At 73.8% G+C, this 19,828-nt stretch carries 22 protein-coding genes and 1 tRNA gene; 12 read left to right on the top strand and 11 right to left on the bottom strand.

The genetic code is table 11. The features are described 5' to 3' along the window. Position 1 precedes the first annotated feature (1 nt). From CELGI_RS02545 to CELGI_RS02555, 3 genes are all read left to right on the top strand, one after another. Positions 2-769, top strand: a complete 768-nt coding sequence (locus CELGI_RS02545) for a C40 family peptidase (protein WP_013882549.1) — start codon at positions 2-4, stop codon at positions 767-769. A 257-nt stretch (positions 770-1,026) separates the two neighbouring features. Further along, positions 1,027-1,533 carry an HNH endonuclease gene (locus CELGI_RS02550; RefSeq protein WP_013882550.1) on the top strand — a complete coding sequence of 169 codons (507 nt, stop codon included), beginning with the start codon at positions 1,027-1,029 and terminating at the stop codon, positions 1,531-1,533. Between the two features lie 93 nt (positions 1,534-1,626). Further along, on the top strand, positions 1,627-2,553 hold the full coding sequence (locus CELGI_RS02555; RefSeq protein WP_013882551.1) for a universal stress protein: 927 nt from the start codon (positions 1,627-1,629) through the stop codon (positions 2,551-2,553). 30 nt (positions 2,554-2,583) lie between these two features. Here CELGI_RS02555 and CELGI_RS02560 read toward each other — a convergent pair whose 3' ends face one another. Next, positions 2,584-3,030: an Lrp/AsnC family transcriptional regulator gene (locus tag CELGI_RS02560; RefSeq protein ID WP_013882552.1), complete on the bottom strand. Its 447-nt coding sequence runs from the start codon at positions 3,028-3,030 to the stop codon at positions 2,584-2,586. Between the two features lie 146 nt (positions 3,031-3,176). On the opposite strand from CELGI_RS02560, the gene CELGI_RS17250 reads away from it, so the two are divergent. Continuing rightward, positions 3,177-4,211: a CAP domain-containing protein gene (locus tag CELGI_RS17250; protein ID WP_013882553.1), complete on the top strand. Its 1,035-nt coding sequence runs from the start codon at positions 3,177-3,179 to the stop codon at positions 4,209-4,211. A 4-nt stretch (positions 4,212-4,215) separates the two neighbouring features. On the opposite strand, the gene rocD is transcribed toward CELGI_RS17250, so the two are convergent. The 3 genes from rocD to CELGI_RS02580 form a co-directional block, all read right to left on the bottom strand. Beyond that, the gene (gene rocD, locus CELGI_RS02570) at positions 4,216-5,436 is read right to left on the bottom strand and encodes an ornithine--oxo-acid transaminase (RefSeq protein WP_013882554.1); all 1,221 of its coding nucleotides are present in this window, start codon (positions 5,434-5,436) and stop codon (positions 4,216-4,218) included. A 1-nt stretch (position 5,437) separates the two neighbouring features. Further along, on the bottom strand, positions 5,438-6,283 hold the full coding sequence (gene ddaH, locus CELGI_RS17455) for a dimethylargininase (RefSeq protein WP_013882555.1): 846 nt from the start codon (positions 6,281-6,283) through the stop codon (positions 5,438-5,440). 138 nt (positions 6,284-6,421) lie between these two features. Next, entirely contained in the window at positions 6,422-6,874 is a 453-nt protein-coding gene (locus tag CELGI_RS02580) for an SRPBCC family protein (RefSeq protein WP_013882556.1), read from the bottom strand. A gap of 56 nt (positions 6,875-6,930) precedes the next feature. On the opposite strand from CELGI_RS02580, the gene CELGI_RS02585 reads away from it, so the two are divergent. After that, positions 6,931-7,923: an aldo/keto reductase gene (locus CELGI_RS02585; RefSeq protein ID WP_041574070.1), complete on the top strand. Its 993-nt coding sequence runs from the start codon at positions 6,931-6,933 to the stop codon at positions 7,921-7,923. Between the two features lie 55 nt (positions 7,924-7,978). Here CELGI_RS02585 and CELGI_RS02590 read toward each other — a convergent pair whose 3' ends face one another. The 3 genes from CELGI_RS02590 to CELGI_RS02600 all read right to left on the bottom strand — a co-directional run bounded on the left by CELGI_RS02590 (position 7,979) and on the right by CELGI_RS02600 (position 11,169). Beyond that, positions 7,979-9,850, bottom strand: coding sequence for a TerD family protein (locus CELGI_RS02590; protein WP_041574071.1), 1,872 nt, complete (start codon positions 9,848-9,850; stop codon positions 7,979-7,981). Between the two features lie 132 nt (positions 9,851-9,982). Further along, positions 9,983-10,702 (bottom strand): hypothetical protein, encoded by a 720-nt coding sequence (locus tag CELGI_RS02595; protein WP_013882559.1) that lies wholly within the window; start codon positions 10,700-10,702, stop codon positions 9,983-9,985. A gap of 5 nt (positions 10,703-10,707) precedes the next feature. Next, the gene (locus CELGI_RS02600) at positions 10,708-11,169 is read right to left on the bottom strand and encodes an OsmC family protein (RefSeq protein ID WP_013882560.1); all 462 of its coding nucleotides are present in this window, start codon (positions 11,167-11,169) and stop codon (positions 10,708-10,710) included. Between the two features lie 99 nt (positions 11,170-11,268). Here CELGI_RS02600 and CELGI_RS02605 point away from each other — a divergent pair, with 99 nt between their 5' ends. Further along, positions 11,269-11,721, top strand: coding sequence for a hypothetical protein (locus CELGI_RS02605; protein ID WP_013882561.1), 453 nt, complete (start codon positions 11,269-11,271; stop codon positions 11,719-11,721). A 43-nt stretch (positions 11,722-11,764) separates the two neighbouring features. On the opposite strand, the gene CELGI_RS02610 is transcribed toward CELGI_RS02605, so the two are convergent. Further along, on the bottom strand, positions 11,765-12,622 hold the full coding sequence (locus CELGI_RS02610; RefSeq protein ID WP_013882562.1) for an SDR family oxidoreductase: 858 nt from the start codon (positions 12,620-12,622) through the stop codon (positions 11,765-11,767). Between the two features lie 257 nt (positions 12,623-12,879). Between CELGI_RS02610 and CELGI_RS02615 the strand changes: the two genes are divergently transcribed. The 6 genes from CELGI_RS02615 (at position 12,880) to CELGI_RS02640 (ending at position 15,400) form a co-directional block, all read left to right on the top strand. Beyond that, positions 12,880-13,302 carry a hypothetical protein gene (locus tag CELGI_RS02615; protein ID WP_013882563.1) on the top strand — a complete coding sequence of 141 codons (423 nt, stop codon included), beginning with the start codon at positions 12,880-12,882 and terminating at the stop codon, positions 13,300-13,302. 89 nt (positions 13,303-13,391) lie between these two features. After that, a tRNA-Arg gene (locus CELGI_RS02620) sits at positions 13,392-13,464 on the top strand. Between the two features lie 227 nt (positions 13,465-13,691). Further along, on the top strand, positions 13,692-14,108 hold the full coding sequence (locus CELGI_RS02625) for a hypothetical protein (RefSeq protein WP_013882564.1): 417 nt from the start codon (positions 13,692-13,694) through the stop codon (positions 14,106-14,108). Further along, a complete protein-coding gene (locus CELGI_RS02630) occupies positions 14,105-14,290 on the top strand; it encodes a hypothetical protein (RefSeq protein ID WP_013882565.1) in 186 nt (61 codons plus the stop codon). The genes CELGI_RS02625 and CELGI_RS02630 overlap by 4 nt, the downstream gene beginning before the upstream one ends. A gap of 58 nt (positions 14,291-14,348) precedes the next feature. Next, positions 14,349-14,840, top strand: a complete 492-nt coding sequence (locus tag CELGI_RS02635) for a helix-turn-helix domain-containing protein (RefSeq protein ID WP_013882566.1) — start codon at positions 14,349-14,351, stop codon at positions 14,838-14,840. Further along, the gene (locus CELGI_RS02640) at positions 14,837-15,400 is read left to right on the top strand and encodes a PIN domain-containing protein (RefSeq protein WP_013882567.1); all 564 of its coding nucleotides are present in this window, start codon (positions 14,837-14,839) and stop codon (positions 15,398-15,400) included. Before CELGI_RS02635 ends, CELGI_RS02640 begins: the two co-directional genes overlap by 4 nt. Positions 15,401-15,430: 30 nt before the next feature. Here the strand turns inward: CELGI_RS02640 and CELGI_RS02645 are convergent, their stop codons facing one another. Genes CELGI_RS02645 through mobF form a run of 3 tightly spaced genes read right to left on the bottom strand, consistent with a single transcriptional unit; the run spans position 15,431 to position 19,693 of the window. After that, positions 15,431-16,522 carry a tyrosine-type recombinase/integrase gene (locus tag CELGI_RS02645; RefSeq protein ID WP_245528153.1) on the bottom strand — a complete coding sequence of 364 codons (1,092 nt, stop codon included), beginning with the start codon at positions 16,520-16,522 and terminating at the stop codon, positions 15,431-15,433. 35 nt (positions 16,523-16,557) lie between these two features. After that, positions 16,558-16,776, bottom strand: a complete 219-nt coding sequence (locus tag CELGI_RS02650) for a helix-turn-helix domain-containing protein (protein WP_013882569.1) — start codon at positions 16,774-16,776, stop codon at positions 16,558-16,560. Between the two features lie 34 nt (positions 16,777-16,810). Beyond that, complete coding sequence (mobF, locus tag CELGI_RS02655) at positions 16,811-19,693, bottom strand: MobF family relaxase (RefSeq protein ID WP_041574346.1); 2,883 nt, start codon at positions 19,691-19,693, stop codon at positions 16,811-16,813. Between the last annotated feature and the right edge of the window lie 135 nt (positions 19,694-19,828).

The following is a 19,828-nucleotide window of genomic DNA, read 5'->3' on the forward strand; positions in this document are numbered from 1 at the left end:
CATGACGCATGCACGGCACAGGGCCGCACGTCGGCCCGCGACGCCGCTGACGGACTTCGCCTCGGCTGCTTCGGAGCAGCTCGGCACCGCCGGCCGTCGTACCGCGGTGGTCGCCGCATCCTCGGGACTGGTCGTCTCGTCGATGCTCGGAGCGGCCCCCGCGTTCGCAGCCCCGTCGGACGGCGCGTCCGCAGGCGCACTCGCCGCGGTGGACACCGAGGCCCTGACCGCGGGCGCCCGCGCGCTGCTGGAGACCGCTCCGGTCGTCAGCGCGCCGGCTGACGCGAAGTGGACCATCGACGACCCCGCGCTCAAGATCAAGCTCCCCGCGCCGAAGCCCGATCCCGTGGTGGTCACGACCCGGACGACGACGCCGGACCAGACCACGCGCAACGCGCCGCGTGAGACGGTCAACTCGCCGATCCCGCAGTCGGTCAGCGGCAACAAGGTGCTCGAGATCGCCGCGCGCTACGTGGGCGTCCCCTACGTCTCGGGCGGCTCGTCGCCGAGCGGCTTCGACTGCTCGGGCTTCACGTCCTACGTCTACGCGCAGCTCGGCATCAGCCTGCCGCGCACGTCCAGCGCGCAGCACTACGCCGGCACCATCGTGTCCCGTGCGGACGCGCTGCCCGGGGACCTGATCTGGAGCCCCGGCCACATCGGGATCTACGCCGGCGGCAACATGCAGATCGACGCGCCGCGCCCCGGCAAGACCATCCAGTTCCGCTCCATCTGGCAGAGCTCGCCGGTCTTCATCCGCGTCGGCTGACGCACCCGCTCCTCGACGAGGCCCCGGGACGACACGAGTCGTCACCGGGGCCTCGTCGTCTTTCCGATTGCGGCGTGCGGTTACCCTGATCGCGCACCGACGCTTCCGTCGACGGGCCAGCCGGGTCCGGTCGATCGGGCGGCGGGCCCTCGGGAGGGCATCGTGTCCAGAACCGCACAGGTCAGCGCGCAGCACCGGACCGGTCAGGTCCGTCCGGGGGGTGCGCCCACGCGCGCCCGGGACGCCGGGGCCGCGACGTGAGCGGCACGCTCGTGCTCAACGCGTCGTACGAGCCGCTGTGCGTCGTGCCCGTGCGCCGGGCCGTGCTGCTCCTGCTGCTGGACAAGGCCGTCGTGGAGCAGGGCAGCGAGGCGCTGCTGCACTCCGAGCGGCTGACGCTCGTCGCGCCGTCCGTGGTCCGCCTGCAGCGCTACGTGCGCGTGCCGCACCGCACGCGCGCGGCGATCACCCGGCGCGCGGTCCTCGCGCGCGACGGCGAGCGCTGCGCGTACTGCAGCGGCCGTGCGGACACGATCGACCACGTGGTGCCGCGCAGCCGGCGCGGGCCGCACGCGTGGGAGAACGTGGTCGCGGCGTGCGCGCGGTGCAACCACCGCAAGGCCGACCACCTGCTGTCCGAGCTGGGCTGGGAGCTGGGGTTCACGCCGCGCGTCCCGCGTGCGCCGCTCGCGGGCATCCTGGTGCACCGGCCCGACTGGGAGCCGTACCTGCTGGGGTGGGCGGACGGCGTCTCGGTGGCCTGACGCGCGCGCCGGGGCTGGGACGTGGATCGTTCCGTGCCCGATACTGGCTCCAGGCCCGGGCACCGGTCCGGCCGGCCGAGGGAGGCGAGCGGGTTGACGCGCGACGACGTGGTCCTCGTGGGGGTCGACGGCTCAGCGGCGAGCCTGTTCGCCCTCGACTGGGCGGCGGCCGAGGCGGTGCGACGAGGCTGGGCGCTGCATCTCGTGTGCGCCTACGCGCTGCCGTCGTTCGCGGCGGCCTCGCTCGACGGCGGGTACGCCGCTCTCGACGACACCGCGATCCAGGAGGGCGCCGCGGCGGTTCTCGCGGAGGCGTCCGCGCGCGTGGCGGGGTGCGGAGTGCCGGTCACGGCCAAGGTGCACACGGGTGACGCCGCGGGCGTGCTCGTCGAGCTGTCGCGCGAGGCGCGCCTCGCGGTCGTCGGGACGCGGGGGCGCGGCGGGTTCGCCGACCGGCTGCTCGGCACGGTCTCCTCGGCGCTGCCCGCGCACGCGCACTGCCCGACGGTCGTGGTGCCGCTGCGGGACGCGCAGGGGCACCGCCTGCCCGACGACGCCGAACTGCCGCACGTGCGGCCGGTCGAGCGGATCGTCGTGGGCGTGGACGGCTCGCCGCAGGCCGAACGTGCGTTGCGCTTCGCGGTCGACGAGGCCATCGCGTGGGGCGCGTCGCTCACCGCGGTCTCGGGCGTGCCGGTCGGCTCGATGACGGGTGTGCTGGCGTGGCTGCCCGCGGCCGTCGACCACGAGCAGGTGCTGAGCGACGTCACCGAGGGGCTCAACGTCGTCGTGGACCGCGTGCTCGAGGGCAGGGAGCTCGAGGTCCGACGGTTCGCGCTGGACGGCACGGGCGCCGAGCTGCTCACCGAGTTCTCCGCCGCGACGGACCTGCTGGTGATGGGCTCGCGCGGGCGCGGCGGGTTCGCGGGGCTGCTGCTGGGCTCGACCAGCCAGGCGGTGCTGCACCACGCCGACTGCCCGGTCATGGTGGTCACGCAGCGGTGCGAGGACGCGGCCTGACCTGGCGCCCCCGCGGCCGGCCCGCGCCGGTCAGGGCATGACGTCGGGCCGGCGCACCAGCGCCGAGAGCACCACGGTGGAGCGGGTGCGGGAGACGAACGGCTCGGCCGCGAGGCGCTCGACCACCTGCTCGAGGTGCCGCATGTCCCGTGCGCGCACCTGCACCATGAGGTCGACGTCGCCCGTGACCGTGCTGGCGGCCACGACCTCCGGGTACTGCTCGACCGCGGCGCGCATGGTCGCGGGGCTCGTCGACCCCTGGCAGTAGAGCTCCACGAACGCCTCGGTCTGCCACCCCAGCGCGGCGGGGTCCAGGCGCACGGTGTACCCGCGGATCACACCGTCGGCGCGCATGCGGTCCACGCGGCGCTTGACCGCCGGCGCGGACAGCGAGACCTGCTGGCCGATCTGCGCGAACGTGGCGCGCGCGTCGACCGCGAGCACGCGCAGGATCGCGGCGTCGAGGGGGTCGGTCATGGCGCCCATGATCCTCGCCCGGCACGCCTGCACGGGCGTCGGGCGCCAGCGGGACCGGACGTGTCGTGTGGCGGGACTCCAGCGACGGTGGCAACGTGCCGATGACACGGGGGGACTTTCCGCGCGAATCGGATGGAGGCGACGCGATGCGCGCCACGCAGCAGACCTCGTTGCCCACGCCGCGCCCCGCACCCGAGGCGCCCGCCGGGCTGCTCCCGACCCAGCGCAGGGCGCCAGGGGAGCCCGTGGCACCGCCCCGCGCGTCACGACGGGTGCGCGTGACCGCGGTGGCCGCGGTGGCGACGGTCGCGCTCGCCACGGCCGGGGGCTGGATCGCGCAGGACCGGGCCGAGCGCGCCGAACGCGCACGCGTGGCCGCGCAGGAGGCCCGTGCCCGGGTGGACGTCGTCCTCACCGCGCAGGACGTGCCCGTGGACACCACCGCGCGCACGGCGGCCGGCACGTGGACCCGGGAGCGGGACGCGCTGGTCGTGGCGCTCCGGGACGCCGTGCGGCGTGCGGCGGCGGCGGCCGAGGCCGCCCCGCATGCCGGCGACGCGCGGCTCACCACGCTGCGGGAGGCGATCGCGGGCGCACGCGCGCTGACCGCCGCGGACGACGCGACGCTCACCGCGCTGCGCGCGGCCCCGGCCGCGCTGACGGCGCCCGTCGAGGAGGTCACGGCCGCGGAGAAGCGGTGGCGCGCGGCGGAGGAGCGCCGCCGGGCCGAGGCGCGCGCGGAGGCCGAACGCCGGGCCGCGGAGCTGCGCGCACCGAGCACGCGCACCGTGGACCCGCCCTCGACGGCGCCCCGGATCCCCGCGGGCGGGCTGGTGTGCCGCGGGACGGGCGGGTCGGGCGCGCAGGAGTCCAGCGCGTCGGCCGTGGGCGCCGCGATCAACGCCTACCGCGCCTCGCGCGGGCTGCCGCAGCTCGCGGTGGTGCGGTCCAGCACGCTCGTCGGGCATGCGCTCGCGATGGGCACCGCGGGCGGCATCTGGCACTCGGGCGGGGACAACATCGTCGGGTGCTCGGGCAGCCCCACCGCGTCCTACCTGGTGCAGGCGTGGTCGCACTCGGGCAGCCACGACGCGCAGATGCGCCGCACGGACGTCGGCACCATGTACGTGGGCGCCGCGACGCAGTCGGGCTGGCTGTTCTCCGCTGTCCTGTTCCGCTGAGCGCTCAGGCGAGCGTGCGCAGCGCCCGCGTGGTGCGGGCCAGGGCCTCGGCGAGGTCCTCCGGCGTGATCGTCAGCGGCGGCGCCAGGCGCAGCGTGCGGCCGTGCGTGTCCTTGGCCAGCGCACCCTCGCGCAGCATGGCCTCGCACGCGGCGCGGCCGGTCCCGTGCGGCACGTCGAGGCCCGCCCACAGCCCCGCGCGCCGGTAGCCCGTCAGGAGTCCCTCGGCCACCATCGCGTCCAGCGCGGCGCCCAGCTCCGTACCGCGCTCGCGCGCGGCGGCCTGCACGTCCCCGGTGCTCAGCAGCCCGACCACAGCGATGCCGACCGCGCACGCGAGCGCGTTGCCGCCGAACGTGGAGCCGTGCGTCCCGGCGGTCAGCACGCCGAGCACGTCGGCACGCCCGACGACGGCCGAGACGGGCAGGATGCCCCCGCCCAGGGCCTTGCCGAGCGTCACCAGGTCCGGGCGCACGCCCCACGCCTCGCACGCGAGGACATGGCCCGTGCGGCCCAGCCCGGACTGGATCTCGTCCGCGACCAGCAGCACACCCGCCTCGTCGCACGCGGCGCGCACCGCGGCCAGGTAGCCCTCGGGCGGCACGATCACGCCGTGCTCGCCCTGGATGGGCTCGAGCAGCACCGCGACCGTCGTCGGGTCGATCGCGGCGCGCAGCGCGTCCGCGTCGCCGAACGGCACCGACCGGAAGCCCGGGGTGAACGGTCCGAAGCCCTCGCGTGCGTCGGCGTCGTCGGAGAAGGACACGATCGTCGTCGTGCGGCCGTGGAAGTTGCCGTCCGCGACGACGATCGTGGCGCGGTCCGCGGGCACGCCCTTGATCTGGTAGCCCCACTTGCGCACGGCCTTGATCGCGGTCTCCACGGCCTCGGCGCCCGTGTTCATCGGCAGCACCAGCGCCTCGTCGCCCGCCACGAGCGGACCGACCAGACCCGCCAGCGCGGCCGCGAACGGCTCGAGCAGGTCGTGGTCGAACGCGCGGCTGGTGAGCGTGAGCCGGTCCAGCTGCGCGTGCGCCGCCGCGACGAGCGCGGGGTGCCGGTGCCCGAAGTTGAGCGCCGAGTAGCCCGCGAGCAGGTCGAGGTACCGGCGGCCCTCGTCATCCGTGACCCACGCGCCCTCACCCATCGCGAGCGTGATGGGCAGCGGGGCGTAGTTGGGCGCCAGGCGCGAGGCCGTGGCGGGGCGGGGGGCCAGCGCGGTCACGTCAGGCCCGGATCTCGAGCGTGCAGCACTTGGCGCCGCCGCCGCCCTTGAGCAGCTCGCTCGTGTCCACGGGGATCGGCGTGTAGCCGCGCTCGCGCAGCGCGGCGGTGAGGTCCACCGCACCCGGCGCGACGACGACGTTCTCGCCGTCCGAGACCGCGTTGAGCCCGAGCGCCACGGCGTCGCGCTCGGTGGCCAGCACGGCGTCCGGGAACATCTCCTCGAGGACCGCGCGGCTCGCCTCGCTGAACGCCGGCGGGAAGTACGCGACCTGCGGGTTCGCCGCATCGGAGGACAGCACGGCGAGCGCGGTGTCCAGGTGGTAGTAGTGCGGCGAGACGAGCTCGAGGCTCACCACGGGCCGGCCGAACAGCTCCTGGGCCTCGGCGTGCGCGGCGCGGTCGGTGCGGAAGCCCGTTCCAGCCAGGATCACGGACCCGACGACGAGCAGGTCGCCCTCACCCTCGTTGATCTGCGCGGCGGTGTGCGTGACGTAGCCGCGGTCCGCGAACCACTTCTGGTACGCGGGCCCCTCGGGCTGCCGCTCGGGGTGCCGGAAGCTCGCGGAGTAGACCGTGCCGTCGACGACGGTCGCGCCGTTCGCCGCGTAGACCATGTCCGGCAGCCCGGGGATGGGGTCGATCGTCTCGACCCGGTGACCCAGGTCCAGGTAGGTGTCACGCAGCGTGCGCCACTGCCGCACCGCGAGCTCGGCGTCGGTGAACCGGGTCTTGTCCATCCACGGGTTGATCTCGTAGGACACCGTGTAGTGGACCGGCTCGCACATCAGGTAGTGGCGGGCGGTCCGGCCAGGGGCGCGGTTCGCGTCGGGGCTCGTGGCGGTCATGGGACTCCCTCGGATCGGCGTTCCTCCGAGCCTAGGAGCACGCACCCGCGCAACCGATCAACGGCTCTTGCGCACCACCGCGCGATCCGTTGCGCGATGGTGGCGTACAGCGGCGATCCGTTGTGCGCGTGACGCGCGTCACCCCCGGTGTCGGCCGTGCACGCCCGTCACCTCGGCGCGCGCGGCGCGCAGGGCGAGCCGCATCATCACCGCGAGCGGCACGTGCAGCACCGCGCGCGTCAGCGCGCGCGGCAGGGGCCCGGCGAGGTGCACGTCCTCGACCCAACGCACGTGCGAGCCCCCGTCGGCGGCCGCACGGACCGCGATCTGCGCGTGCCCCAGCAGCACGGGCCCGCGCTTGGCGAACACCGCGACGCCCGGCGCGGCCCCCTGCGGCGGGTCCGCGCGCAGGATCTCCATGCGGTCCGTGAACACCCCCGCCGTGACGGCCTCCACCTGCACGCCCACGGCGGGGTCGCCGCTCGTCGTGACCGTGGTGAGCGGGATCCAGCGCGCGTGGTGACGCGCGTCCACCAGGAGGTCCCACGCCTCGTCGGGCGGCAGCGGCAGCGTGGCGTGGGCTGGACGCACGGGGCACCTCGCAGGGTCGGGAGCGGACGGGCCGTTCCCGACGTTAGCCTCAGGACATGGAGACGCGCGTGCTGGGACGGACGGGACGGTCCGTCGGTGTGGTCGGACTGGGGTGCTGGCAGCTGGGTGCGGACTGGGGTGACGTCACCGAGGACACCGCGGTGGAGATCCTCGCCGCCGCGGTCGACTCCGGGGTCACGTTCCTCGACACCGCCGACGTGTACGGCGACGGGCGCTCCGAGCGGCTCGTCGGGACGTTCGTCGCCGCACGCGGCGGTGCGGCCTCGGGCCTGACCGTCGCGACGAAGATGGGCCGCCGCGCCGACCCGCACGTCGCCGACGCGTACACGCTGGACGCGTTCCGCGCGTGGAACGACCGCTCGCGCGAGAACCTGGGCGTCGAGACCATCGACCTGGTCCAGCTGCACTGCCCGCCCACCGAGGTGTTCGGCCGCGACGCGACGTACGACGCGCTCGACACGCTCGTCGACGAGGGCCGCATCGCCGCCTACGGCGTGTCCGTGGAGACGGTCGACGAGGCGCTCGCGGCCATCGCCCGGCCGAACGTCGCCTCGGTGCAGATCATCCTCAACGCGTTCCGCCGCAAGCCGCTCGAGCAGGTGCTCCCGGCTGCCGCCGCGGCGGGCGTCGGGATCATCGCGCGTGTGCCGCTCGCGTCGGGCCTGCTGTCCGGCAAGTACGACGAGCACACGACGTTCGCCGCCGACGACCACCGGACCTACAACCGGCAGGGCGAGGCGTTCGACGTCGGCGAGACGTTCTCCGGCGTGCCGTTCGACGTGGGCGTCGCCGCCGCACGCGAGGTGGCCGCCCTGACGCCCGAGGGGGCCACGACCGCACAGCTCGCGCTGCGCTGGATCATCGACCAGCCCGGCGTCTCCGTGGTCATCCCCGGTGCCCGCACACCGGACCAGGCGCGCGGCAACGCGGACGCCGCGGCCCTCGCGCCGCTGCCCGCCGCGACGCAGGACGCGCTCGCGTCGATCTACGACGAGCGCATCCGCGCCCACGTGCACGACCGCTGGTGAGCCCAGTCGGGGGCATCTGGGCCGCGTGCCCGGATGCCCCCGGGTGGGACGGCGGTCAGCGGTCGTCCACCGCGACGCCGTGCGATGCGGCGAGCTCGGCCAGCCCGTGGTCGTAGCCCTGGCCGACGACGCGGACGCGCCACGTGCCCGCCCGCAGGTACAGCTCGGTCAGCACCAGGGTGCGCTCGGACGTCGCGGCGTCGAGCGTGGCCGTCACGAAGCTCCCGTCCGGATGGTCGACGTTCAGCTCGATGGCGCCGACGTCGCCGAAGGTCGGACCGCCGCCGACCGCGGCCGCGACGACGATCCGGTCGCAGTGGTCCGGCAGCTGGTCGAGGTCGATCGCGACGCTCTGCTCGTGCGGACCGTCGACGACGAGCCTCACGGCATCGCGGTCGCTGGACGGTTGGTTGTAGAAGACGAAGTCCTCGTCGGTGGACACGCGGCCGTCCTGGTCGAGGAGAAGAGCGACGACGTCGACATCGGCGCCTGGGGCCTCGTCCACCCGCCAGCTCGCGCGTACGGTCCATTCGCTCGCGGCGGGGAGGTCGACGACGCCGCCACGAGGCAGCTCGAGCGCCTCGTCGCCGGAAGCGACGGGTGCTGCAGCAGCGTCCTCCTGGGCGAGCAGGCGAGCGAGGAGCTCCGCGGCAGGCACGCCCCCGCCCAGATGCACCCGGACCCCGGCTGCCCGGGCCTTCTCGACGCGGCGGTCTTGCTCGGCGCCGAGCAGCGCGACGAGGTCGGTGACGTTCAGGCTGAGGTTGACAGCGGCCGCACCTCCACCCGCCACGACGAGGGCGCGGATGTCGGCTGCGTGGTCGTGGGGGCCACCGAGCACGAGCACGCGGCGTTGCGCGTACCGACCCGGTGCTGGACGCCGCTCCCGCGCGGCGGGCGCCGTCGCCGACGACGGGGCTGCCGGGGGGAGCTGAGGCTGGGACGCGGCCGGGGCGGCGGTGGGTCGCGGCGGTGCGGTGCGTGGCGTGGCCGTCGACGCCGTGCGCGGCGCCCCGGGCAGGACCTGGGGGAGCAGCCGCAGCAGCGTCGCCTCGTCGATCACGTGCGTGCCGAGGTCTGCGGCGCGGACGAGCTTCGAGCTCTCGAATCCAGCGGCTCGGTTGCAGACGACCACGCTGGTGAACTTCGAGACCGATGACATGATCTCCAGCCCGGCATCCTCCGCCATCTGGCAGAGGGTCTCGCGAGGCCGGCGGGTGTCACCGGTGATGACGACCTTCATCCCCTGGACGAGCGGGGCCCCGGGCGCCAGGCGTCCCGGCCATGACCAGTCGCACCGGCGCTTCGACCAGGCAGGCGGGTCCGGCCGGATGACGCCGAGGTCGGCGGTCGCGACGACCGGCAGAGGCATGGCCAGCCGGTCGGCCAGCTCGCGGCTCCGTCGGAACACGTCGACGAGTACCCGGACGTCGTCAGCCGCCACGTGCGCCTGGCCACGAGGAATGCGCCAGTAGGACGCCAGGGTGTCCAGCCGGTGGTTGGGGACGGGCACCCCGATCCGCCGGCTCAACGCCACCGTGCACAGCCGGTGTGTCACCGGATCGTCGAGACCTGCGCGGATGGACTCCGCCTGCAGGAACCCGTGGTCGAAGGCGGCATTGTGGGCCACGAGAACACGGCCGGAGAGGATGCGGTTGAGGCGTGAGGAGACCTCCGCGAACTGCGGTGACCCGGCGAGCCGCTCGCGGGTGAGCCCGTGGATGTGGACCGGCCCGGGGTCACATCCGGGGTCCAGGAGGCTCTCGAACGAGTCCTCGACGTTGCCGCGTTCATCGAGCGCGGCGGCGGCCACGCTCAGCACGCGGTGGGAGCGCGCAGAGAGCCCGGAGGTCTCCACGTCGACCACCGCCCATTTGTGCGCCGGGGAGCTGACGGATGCGCTGCGTCGCGCGGCAGGCCAGATCACGAGGGCAGCATGGCGCAGGCAACGCCGCATGAGCTGGGATGTCACTCGTGCGGCGCAACGCTCGCGGCCAGGTCGGGACGGTCGTGCAGACGCGTGGCCGGCTGGCGGCGCCGCCATTCGTCGACGCGGGCGTCAGCGCGGGGTGGGCCCGGGCTGCGGGCTGGGGGCCGGTTCGATCACGCGCCGGTCCGCGGCTTTGAGCTCGAGCACCGGCGCGAACGCCAGGGGAGCGGGGCCGAACGCCTTGCGTGCACCCGTGACCACCTGACGGCCCAGCGCGCGGCCACCCGTCGCGCCGACGACCATGCCGACGCCGTACGGCAGCAGCCGGCCGAAGAACAGGCCGGTCTGCTTCGCCAGCTGCGTGCGCACCATCCGGCGCGTGAGCGTGGTGTTGACCTTCTTGACCGTGGCCATGGGCAGGCGGGTCAGCAGCAGGCGTGCCGCGTTGGCGCCCCCGAAGCCCGTGAGGTCGTCGAGCGCCTTCGCGCCCGACTCCCCGAGGAGCGCGGTCAGGAGCAGCGCGCGGCGGCGCTCGGTGTCCTCGACCTCGATGCCGTGCACCGACGCGACCGCGAGCACGTACGCGGCCGACGCGCTGAAGAATGTCGCGACGTCGCTCGCGGTCAGCACCAGCGCCACGCCGGTCCCGACCGCGGGGGCCGCGGCGGCGGCGCCGACGGCTCCGCCAGCGCCCGCGACCACGCGCAGGTACTCCTTCTCCAGCAGGCGGACCAGCTGCTCGGGGGTCGCGTCCGGGTTGCGCCGCCGCAGGCTCGCGACGTGCGCGTGCACCACGGCGGACGGCAGCTGCACCGCGCGGGCCAGGGCGTCCTCGACGATGCGGGGCACGGCGCTCAGCGCTCCCCGACGACCGACAGCTCGACCTGCGCGCCCGCCTGGAGCGTGCGGCCCACCGTGCAGTGCTGGTCGATCGCGCGGTGCATGACGGTCAGCAGGCGCTCGCGGGCGTCCGGCTCGAGCGCGGACAGGTCCACCACCAGGCGCTCGGCGAGCGCGGGGTAGCGGTCCTCGTCGTCGTCGGCCAGACCGCCGACCTCGATGGTGACCGGCACGTCGTCGCCCAGGCGGCGCGCGAGCGCGGCGTCCGCGGACAGCCCGCTGCAGCCCGCCAGGGCGATCTTCAGGAGCTCGCCGGGCGTGAACGCCTCGTCGTAGGCGATGTCCCCGATCTCCACGCGCGCACCGCGCGAGCTCCTGCCGACGTAGCGACGCTTCCCGGTGCGCTCGACCCACAGGCGCGTGCCGCCCGCGTTCGCGAGGGCCGCGTCGGTGGTGGCGGTCGTCTCGTTCGTCATGCGGCCGATCCTCGCACGCACCCGCGCGCGCGGCAGGGGCACGCCGTGGGCGCCGCACGACGAGGGCCGTGGGCCGCGTCCGCGTGGCACGCTGGGTCCGTGAGCCTGTTCCGCCGCCGCCCGCGCGTGCACGTCCCGTTCGACGAGGGCTGCCACGCGGCCGAGGCGCCCGCGCTGCAGCGCGGCATCGTGCAGGCGCTGGGGCACGACGCGCGTGCCGGCCGGTTGGTCCCCGCCGAGCTCGAGGTGGTGCGCGGCCGCGAGGGGCGGCTGGCGCTGGTGTGGCGGCAGGCGTTCGTCGGCTTCGTGCCCGCGGACCGGGTGGACGAGCTGCGCGGCCGCCTCGACGCGCTGGACCGCCGCGCGGTCGCGCTCGTGCCCGGTGCGGTGCTCCCGATGCCCGATCCCGCCGCCACGGACGCGCCGTGGCGCGTGTGGATCGGTCCCGTGCCGGACGCGATCCCGCCCGTGCCCGAGGGGCTCGACACGCTGGCCGTGCCCGAGCGCACCATCCTGGGCGTGCCGGTCAGCAAGCTGCGCGCCCCGGGCTGACGCGCGGGCGGGCCGACACGCGCCGACCCGCCCCCGCCGCGGCCTAGAAGACCGGCTTGCCGCCCGTCACGCCCAGCACCGTCCCGGACACGTACGAGCCCGTGACGGCCGAGGCCAGGAACACGAACGCGTGCGCCACCTCCGCAGGCTCGCCCGCGCGCCCCAGCGGCGTGTCCTGCCCGAACGACGCGACCTTCTCCGGCAGCTGCGTCGCGGGCTGCAGCGGCGTCCAGATGGGCCCCGGCGCCACGGCGTTCACCCGGATCCCGCGCTCCCCGAGCTCGGCCGCCAGGTTCACCGTCATGTTGTTGATCGCCGCCTTGGTGGACGCGTAGTCCACCAGCGACTGCGACGGCTGGTACGCCTGGATCGACGAGCAGTTGACGATCGCCGAACCCTCACCCAGGTGCTGGAGCGCCTCCTGCGTCACCCACACCAGTGCGTACAGGTTGGTGCGCATCACGCGGTCCATCTCGTCCGTCTCGACGTCCTCGAACGTCTCCCGGCGCGCCATCTGGTACCCCGCGTTGTTCACCAGCACGTCCAGCCCGCCCAGGCCATCGACCGCCGTGCGCACCGCGGCCCGCGCCTGCTCCTCGTGCGTCAGGTCCGCCGGCACCAGCACGCACGTGCGCCCCGCCTCCCGGACCCACCGCGCCGTCTCGTCGGCGTCCACCTGCTCCTCCGGGAGGTAGCCGATCGCCACGTCCGCACCCTCCCGCGCGAACGCGATCGCCACCGCCCGCCCGATCCCCGAGTCCCCGCCCGTGATGAACGCGCGCTTCCTCTCGAGCCGGCCCGAGCCTCGGTAGGAGTCCTCGCCGTGATCGGGCTGCGGGACCATCGGCCCCGTCAGGCCCGGGGGCTCCTGCTGCTGCTCCGGACGCACCTGCTCCGCCATGGTGGACTCGCCTCCTGCCGTCGTGTGGCTGGTCCCCGCCACGCTAGGCAGGCGCTGCCCGGTCCCGCATCTGGGGGCTCTGCCCGCGCACGGACGGCGCTCGCGGCGGCCGGCGTCTTCCCGGGCCCGACGACGACGCCTGTCCTGGTCGCAGGCGTGAAGCACCGCGTACTCGTGAACCGCCCTCCCGGACGTCCACCACGCGCTACGGTCCGTCAGGAGAGACCGACGACGGCACCCGGCCCCCGGAGGCACCGATGACGCGCACGCCGCCCCGCACCGCGGATCTCCCGCCCGGCGCCGCCCGGCCGCGCACACCCGCCCGTCGGGCGATCGGACGGACCCTTGCGGCGGTCCTCGTCGCGGGGGTGGCTGTCGCGGGCTGCGCCGGGGACCGCGTCACCGAGCAGAAGGTCGTGCGCTGGCACGCCGGCACCGACGACGCGACCAGCCTCACGCTGGTCGTCGGGATCGGCCCGGGCGACCGCATCGAGCGTGCCCGGGTCGTGTCCGAGTCCGCGAGCACGGTCGTCGTGGCCGTCGACGTCCGGCGTGCCGACGGGGACCAGCAGGCCATCGCCGTGTACGCGGAGGCGACGGTGGCGCTGGACGACCCCATCGGCGAACGGGTGGTCGAGAACGTGGACGGCACGCCCGTCCAGCAAGGCACGGCGCTCTGAGACTCCGCACCCGGTCACGACCGCACGGGGGCCAAGGCGCGCTCCTGTAGCATCCTGGAGGACCTCCGGCCCCCGGCCGCCAGGTCCTTGCGCCTGTAGCTCAGGGGATAGAGCACCGCTCTCCTAAAGCGGGTGTCGGCAGTTCGAATCTGCCCAGGCGCACAGTGTGTTACCGCAGGTCATGGGCGTAGAGACTGCATCGGACGACTTCGCTGCATCAGCCGCGGAGGCCCCGTGGTCAGCACGTGGTCAGCAGCATGCTCCCGAGTCGAGTCCGGACGCTGCGCCGACGCGACAACTCGCACTTCGCTGTCGCGCTGGATCCGCAACTCCGCGTCGCGCGGCCGGTACGGTGTGCGACACGTTCCCGGGCTCCGACGGAGGCAGGCATGTCATTGTGGGTCCCGGTCGTTGCCGCATTCGGCGCGTCGCTGTTGACGACGCTTGGCGCCTTGGCGCTGGAGGCCCAGCGACAACGCGCGGCGTCTCGCAGCGCTGCGGCACACCGCCGGCGCACCGCGTACATCGCCCTCATTCAGTCGGCGCACGGGACGCTGACGCTCGGCGAAGTCGTCAGGAGCGTCGCGAGAGCCCAGTCAGGCCTCGACAACTCGCTGGCCATCGCGCTGCGCATGCGGCGTCCGGTCGACCCGTTCGAGATCGGGTGGAAGTTGGCCGCACAACTGACGCCACTTCTCGACGCCCAGGCGGAGGTCCTCTCGTGCGGCACGCCGCGCGCCTCGGCCGCGGCCAAGGAGGTCGCGTCGAGAGCGGGGCAGAGCATGCGCAGTCCGCGACTGTCATGACCAAGCCGCAGCGCATGCTCAGGGGCTTCGTCGGGTGGAGGCCGACGGACGAGCAAGTCAGGGTGTTCGACGAGAGTCGCTCCCGCGCGGCCGTGGCGATTCAGACGTTCGTATCGATCATGCGGGAAGAGTTCGGCGAAGAGGCACTACCGCTCGATCCGATCGACGCGCGCCGCCCCTGAGTCGCCATCGATGACGGAAGCTGTTGCGTTTCTTTCGTTTCGAGCGGACGATGTCGGGATGAGTGTCACGACGCCGCACCCGATCACGCTGCCTGCTGATGACCTCGAGCTCGTCGGCGAGCTGACACGCATGCTCCAGCAGCCGTCGGCCACCCTGCGCGGCCCCGACGGGTCCGAGGTCGTGCTTCCCGTCGAGGTGCACGACGTTCTCGTTCAGGTGCTCGAGGCCATGCAGCGGGGTCAGGCGATCATGGTCGCTCCGGTTGCGACTCGACTGACGACGAGCCAGGCGGCGGAGCTGCTCGGGATCTCCCGGCCGACGCTCGTCAAGCTCCTGGAGAACCACGAGATCCCGTTCGAGAAGACGACCCGCCATCGCCGCGTGCGTCTGGATGACGTTCTGGCCTACCGCGACCGGCGGCGGGTAGAGCGGCGCAGCGTTCTCGACGAGATGACGCGACAGGCGGTCGAGGACGGCCTGTACGACGACTCTGCCGCCGACTATGCCGATGCGCTGAAGGCCGCTCGGAAGGACGGAGCGGGCGCGTGACGTTCGGCGCCGTCCTCGACGCCAACGTGCTCGTACCGGTCGCGCTCGCCGACACGCTCCTGGGTGCGGCCGAGGCAGGTCTGTTTCGGCCGTTGTGGTCCGGGCGGATCCTCGCTGAGGTGCGGTCGGCCGTGCTGAGGGTTCGCCCCGAGCTCGCGCCGGCGCGTGTCGACGCACGGCTGCACGCGATGAACGCGGCGTTCGAGGATGCATTGGTCACCGGGTGGGAGCCCCTCGTCGACGGCATCGTTCTCGGCGATGATCCGGATGACCGGCACGTCGTCGCGACGGCGTTGCGCGGTGGTGCGGAGGCCGTCGTGACCTCGAATCTGTCGGACTTCCCCGAGCCCGCGATGACCGGGCTCGGGCTGCACGCCGTCTCGGCCGACGACTTCCTGCTCGACTTGGCTGACCTCGACAGTGACGCGATGCTCGCGGTCGTTCGCCGGCAGGCGGCGGTCAAGACCCGACCACCACTCACCGTGGGCGATGTACTCGCGGCGCTCGCGCGAGCCGGCGTTCCGAGGTTCGCCGCGCACGTCAGGGCGATCGTGGTCTGACCGACCTGTGCAGGGCGGCTGACGTGGGACTCAGATCGATCGCGCGCTCGGGGTGGGTCCGGGCGCGGATGGCGGGTCGGGGAAGAGCGGCATGCGTTCCATCGCGACCCACGGCGCCTCGGAGAACAGGTGGCCGTAGAGGTCCATCGTCATCGTCGCGGTGGCGTGGCCCAGGATCATCTGGACGGCCTTCACGTCAGCACCGGCGGCGATGAGCAGCGAGGCGGCAGTGTGGCGCAGGTCGTGGATCGTGGTGCCTGCCAGGCCGACGGACTGAGTCGTCTCGGTCCAGCGGGAGCGGACCCGGAAGTTCGTGTTGGTCCAGATCGCGCCCGTCGGGCTGGGGAACAGGTACGAGCCGGCCGGCGCCGTGTCGATGCGCTCTCGGACGTAGGTCTCGAGCGTTGGCGGGACCGGCACGGTGCGGGTCTGGTGCGTCTTCGTCGGCCCGAAGACGGCGCCGCTGGTGCGCTTCGACTGCGGGGCGGCGCGGTGGATGCGGACGCCGAGGCCGTGCGGTGTCTGGACGACGTCGTCGACCCGGAGCGCGCACATCTCCGAGAACCGGCAGCCGGCCAGACCGAGGAAGAGCACGACCGGCCGGCAGTTCGGCGGCATGGCGTCCGCCAGCTTCCCGAGCTGCTCCGCGCGCAGCCAGTGGGGCTCGCGCTTCGTCGTGCCCTTGGGGAGCGGGATCGAGCGGGCGACGTTTGCCGAGATCCGTCGGTCGCGGACGGCGTAGTCGAGTACCAGCCGGATGACGGAGAGCACGCGTCGCCGGGTCGCCGTTGCCAGGCCGCGGACGGTCATCGACGTGAGCACCCGCTCGACGTCGGTCGCGGAGATGGCGGAGATCGGCAAGCGTCCCAGCCCGGGGTTGATGTAGCTGTCGAGCGGGAACTGCGTCGTCTCCTGGCTGCGGACTGCGAGGTGCTGACGCGAGCCCTGCCACTCCTCGGCGAGCACCTCGAAGGACATCCGGCCGCGGGTCGGGTCGATCCAGGTGCCGCTCTGAAGCTTGACGAGCTGGTCGGCCTCCCAGCGCTTGGCGTCCGTCTTGCGCGGGAACGACTTCTCGGCGATGACCCGGTGCTCGAAGAAGATTCTCGCGCGCCAGGTCACCTTTCCCGAGGGCAGCGCCCGGCGAGTGACGGACATCAGCGTCGGCGCGGCTGCGCGGGCTCCCGATCGACCCACGTGGCGGGGATCAGGATGACGGTCCCGATCCGGCGGCACGGGATCTGCTCGGTCTCGGCCAGGTGGTACAGCGTCCGGACGGGCACACCGAGGACGACGGCGGCGTCCTTGACCCGGTAGTACTTGCTGCGGGCGATGACGGAGCGCTCGGTCGTCTCAGGCTGCGTGGTCGTCGTCATGGTCGTTCTCCTTGGGTGAGTGACGGACGTGCGGTCACCACCGATCCAGCACATGCCCATCCGGGCGTGAGCTGGTCGGGGGCGTCAAGGGGCTGCGGTCGATCGGTGGACGCAGCGGCGGGACGGCCGAGGGCTGTGGAGGCGTCGTCGGCAGCGGTGGTTCCGGGCGCTCTGGGTGATGGGTCGCCCAGGTCTCGGTGGCCGACGTCTCGGCGTGGGTAGTCGCGAGGATGCGGTCGAGCAGTTCGCGGGCGCTCTCGGGTGCGCTGCCGGGCAGGCAGTCCGGGTCGGGTCGATCCGTGGCGACGTAGAGACGGTTGAGGTGCCGGCCGCGGGTGACGGCGACGTAGAGGTCCTCCCGCCCCATGCCGGCGGTGACGACGGTGTGGGTCTCGTCGACGGTCCTGCCCTGGCCGCGGGCTGTGGTGGTGGCGTAGCCGAGCTCGACGTTCGCGGCGACGTATGCCGCGGGAAGGCGCAGCGTCGCGCCGGCCGGGTCACCGGCGGGCCGGACCCGGAGGCCGCCGTCGGGCAGCACGGCGGTGATCTGCCAGAGGTCACCGTTGCGAACGAACCCTTCGCCGGTGCGCAGTCGTCGGTTGTTGCGACGGGTCACCACGCGGTCACCGACACCGCCGGTGAGCCCGTCGCCCAAGGTGACGCCGTCGGCGTGGACGGTGCCGGTGCGGACGCGCTCGGCGCGACTACGCGCGTTGAGCTCGCTCACGGTGCGTCGGTCCGCCGCCGCGAGCAGCACGACCCGGCCGTCCGCCTCGGCCGCTGCCGCCGAGGCGAGCGCGTCGCCGAGCATGTCGTCGTGCTGGCCATGGCTGATCCGGAGGTGCCGGGCGTAGGCGTCCAGGGCGGCGGGATCGCCGTGCCGCAGCTCGAGGGTGGCGCGCGCCTCCCAGGGCTGACTGAACCGCCACAACGTGCGCAGCTCGGCAGTCGGGCCACGCCGGGAGAGCATCCCGAACGCGCCGCCGGCATCGACCGATCCGCGCTGCAGGTGATCCCCGACCAGCAGCACCTTCGCCTCGACTGCACCGGCCTGCTCGATCAGCACCGCGAGCGTGCGCGTGTCCGCCATCGAGGCCTCGTCGACGATGACCAGGTCGCCGCGCCGGAACCGCCATTGCTTCTGGTCGACGACGAGCGCGTGTCGGCGCCCGTTCGCGGCGTCGCGATCCCAGTACGTGACGCTCGGGTCCTCCACGACGGCCGTCTCGGCGCGGTACCGCAACGCCCGTTGGGCTGCGCCGTCACCGATCGACTCGTAGATCCACTTGGCCGCGGTCTCGCACCGCACGCCCAGCGCGCTTGAGAGGGTCGCGGCCGCGCTGGCGGACGGGGCCAGCCCGACGACGGAGCCCCGGGTGCTCCGCCACTCGGCGGCCAGTGCCGCGAGCGTGGTGGTCTTCCCGGTTCCCGCCGGGCCGACGAGCACGTCGAGCTGCTTCGTCGAGAGCAGCACCGCCTTCGCTGCCGCCCGCTGGTCGTCCGACAGGTGTGCCAGGTGACGGTCCGCAAGGCGCGCCGCCAGTGCGGGGATGCCGAGCGGACTGGCCGTTTCGGCGGCTTCCAGCAGGGTGCGCTCTGCCCGCAGCAGCTCGACCGAGGTGAACGTCTCCTCACCGACGCGGCGGCGGGACGGCTCGACGTCGCCGTCCAGCCGCACGCACGCCGCGCCGGCCTCTCGGACGATCGCGTTGGTCAGCTTCAGCCGGTCGTCGGAGGAGGCCATCCGCAGCGCGAGCGACGAGCGCAGCGCTGCGGCGCCGAGGTTCCAGGTCGACCAGACCGATCGGCGGGTCGAGACGTCGTCGAGGACTTGGGCGACGATCGCCGCACGGACCTCCGGCCCGACGTCGCCCGCCCGCAGCGGGCGACTGTGGCGGCCGGTCAACGCGCGCGCAGCCAGGTCGACCGGCTCGACGCCCGTCAAGGCACGCGCCCGGTTGGCCCAGTCCGCCAGCAGCTCCCGCAGAGCGCGAATGAACTTGGGTGGCCGGGTCTCGCGCGTCAGGTGCTGGCGCGCTCGTGTCGTCTCGACGCGCGACGGTGCCCGCCCGCGCCGCTCGGCGAACTCTTCGGCCCACCGCTGCTCCGCGCAGTGGATCTGCTCCGACCGCGCGGAGAACTCAGCCAGAAGATCCTCGCCGAGACCGTCGACCTCGAACGCGGGGTTGCGACGCTCCCCACGGGCTCGCGTCGACCACGTCGCGCCCAGTCGCCGCGACACCTCGTCGGCGAGGAGTGCGTCGTAGAGCTCGGAGACCGTCACGACCGCGGCGTGCAGCGTCCGGCCGTCGATGGAGCTCCACGCACCGTCGGGCCCCTGGACCTTGTTGGCGACGACGACGTGCGTGTGCAGGTTCGGGTCACCGGCGCGCGAGTCCCAGTGGTCGAACGCGGCGGCGACCATGCCGCGCGTTCGCACCTGCCGGCATCCGGCCGCGCCGACCCGCGTGCGGATCACCCACTGCTCAACGAACCGCAGAGCCGAAGCCAGCGCGTCGCGGTGGGCGTCGTAGAGCGCGGTGCGCGTCTGGTCGTCGGCCAACGCCCACAGGACCGAGACCGACTTCGGCGCCGTGAACGTCAGGTCGTACCCGGCGACCGTGTGCCGGCCCTCTCCGGGCACGAGCTGCCTGTAGGGCGTGCCCAGCGGCTCGATGCTGATCGGGTCGCGCCCGTCACGGAAGACGGCTGTCATCGCAGCCTCAGACACGGCCGCGCCGACCTGAAGTCGACCGCCGCCGAGCGCACCGAGACCGCCACCGAGCCACCGCCCCGACGGGTTGCCCGTCTGCTCGTAGTACGCGGTGAGCGAGTCGCCGGCGAACAGCCCCGCGTCGCCGGCGGCGATGTGCCTTGTCAGGTACGCATACCCGTCGCCGACGGTCAGCTTGTGCATCGACAGCACCGCAAGCACCTCCCGTGGTAGCAACTCGGGCGAGCGCTCCCGAAACCAGGTGTCCGGAAGGGTGCGCAAGACGCGACGCGGAAGTCGTGGGCGCGCGAGAAGTGCCAGGCGTGCGACTGGGGCAAT

This window comes from Cellulomonas gilvus ATCC 13127 (assembly GCF_000218545.1).
In the GTDB taxonomy this organism is placed as follows: domain Bacteria; phylum Actinomycetota; class Actinomycetes; order Actinomycetales; family Cellulomonadaceae; genus Cellulomonas; species Cellulomonas gilvus.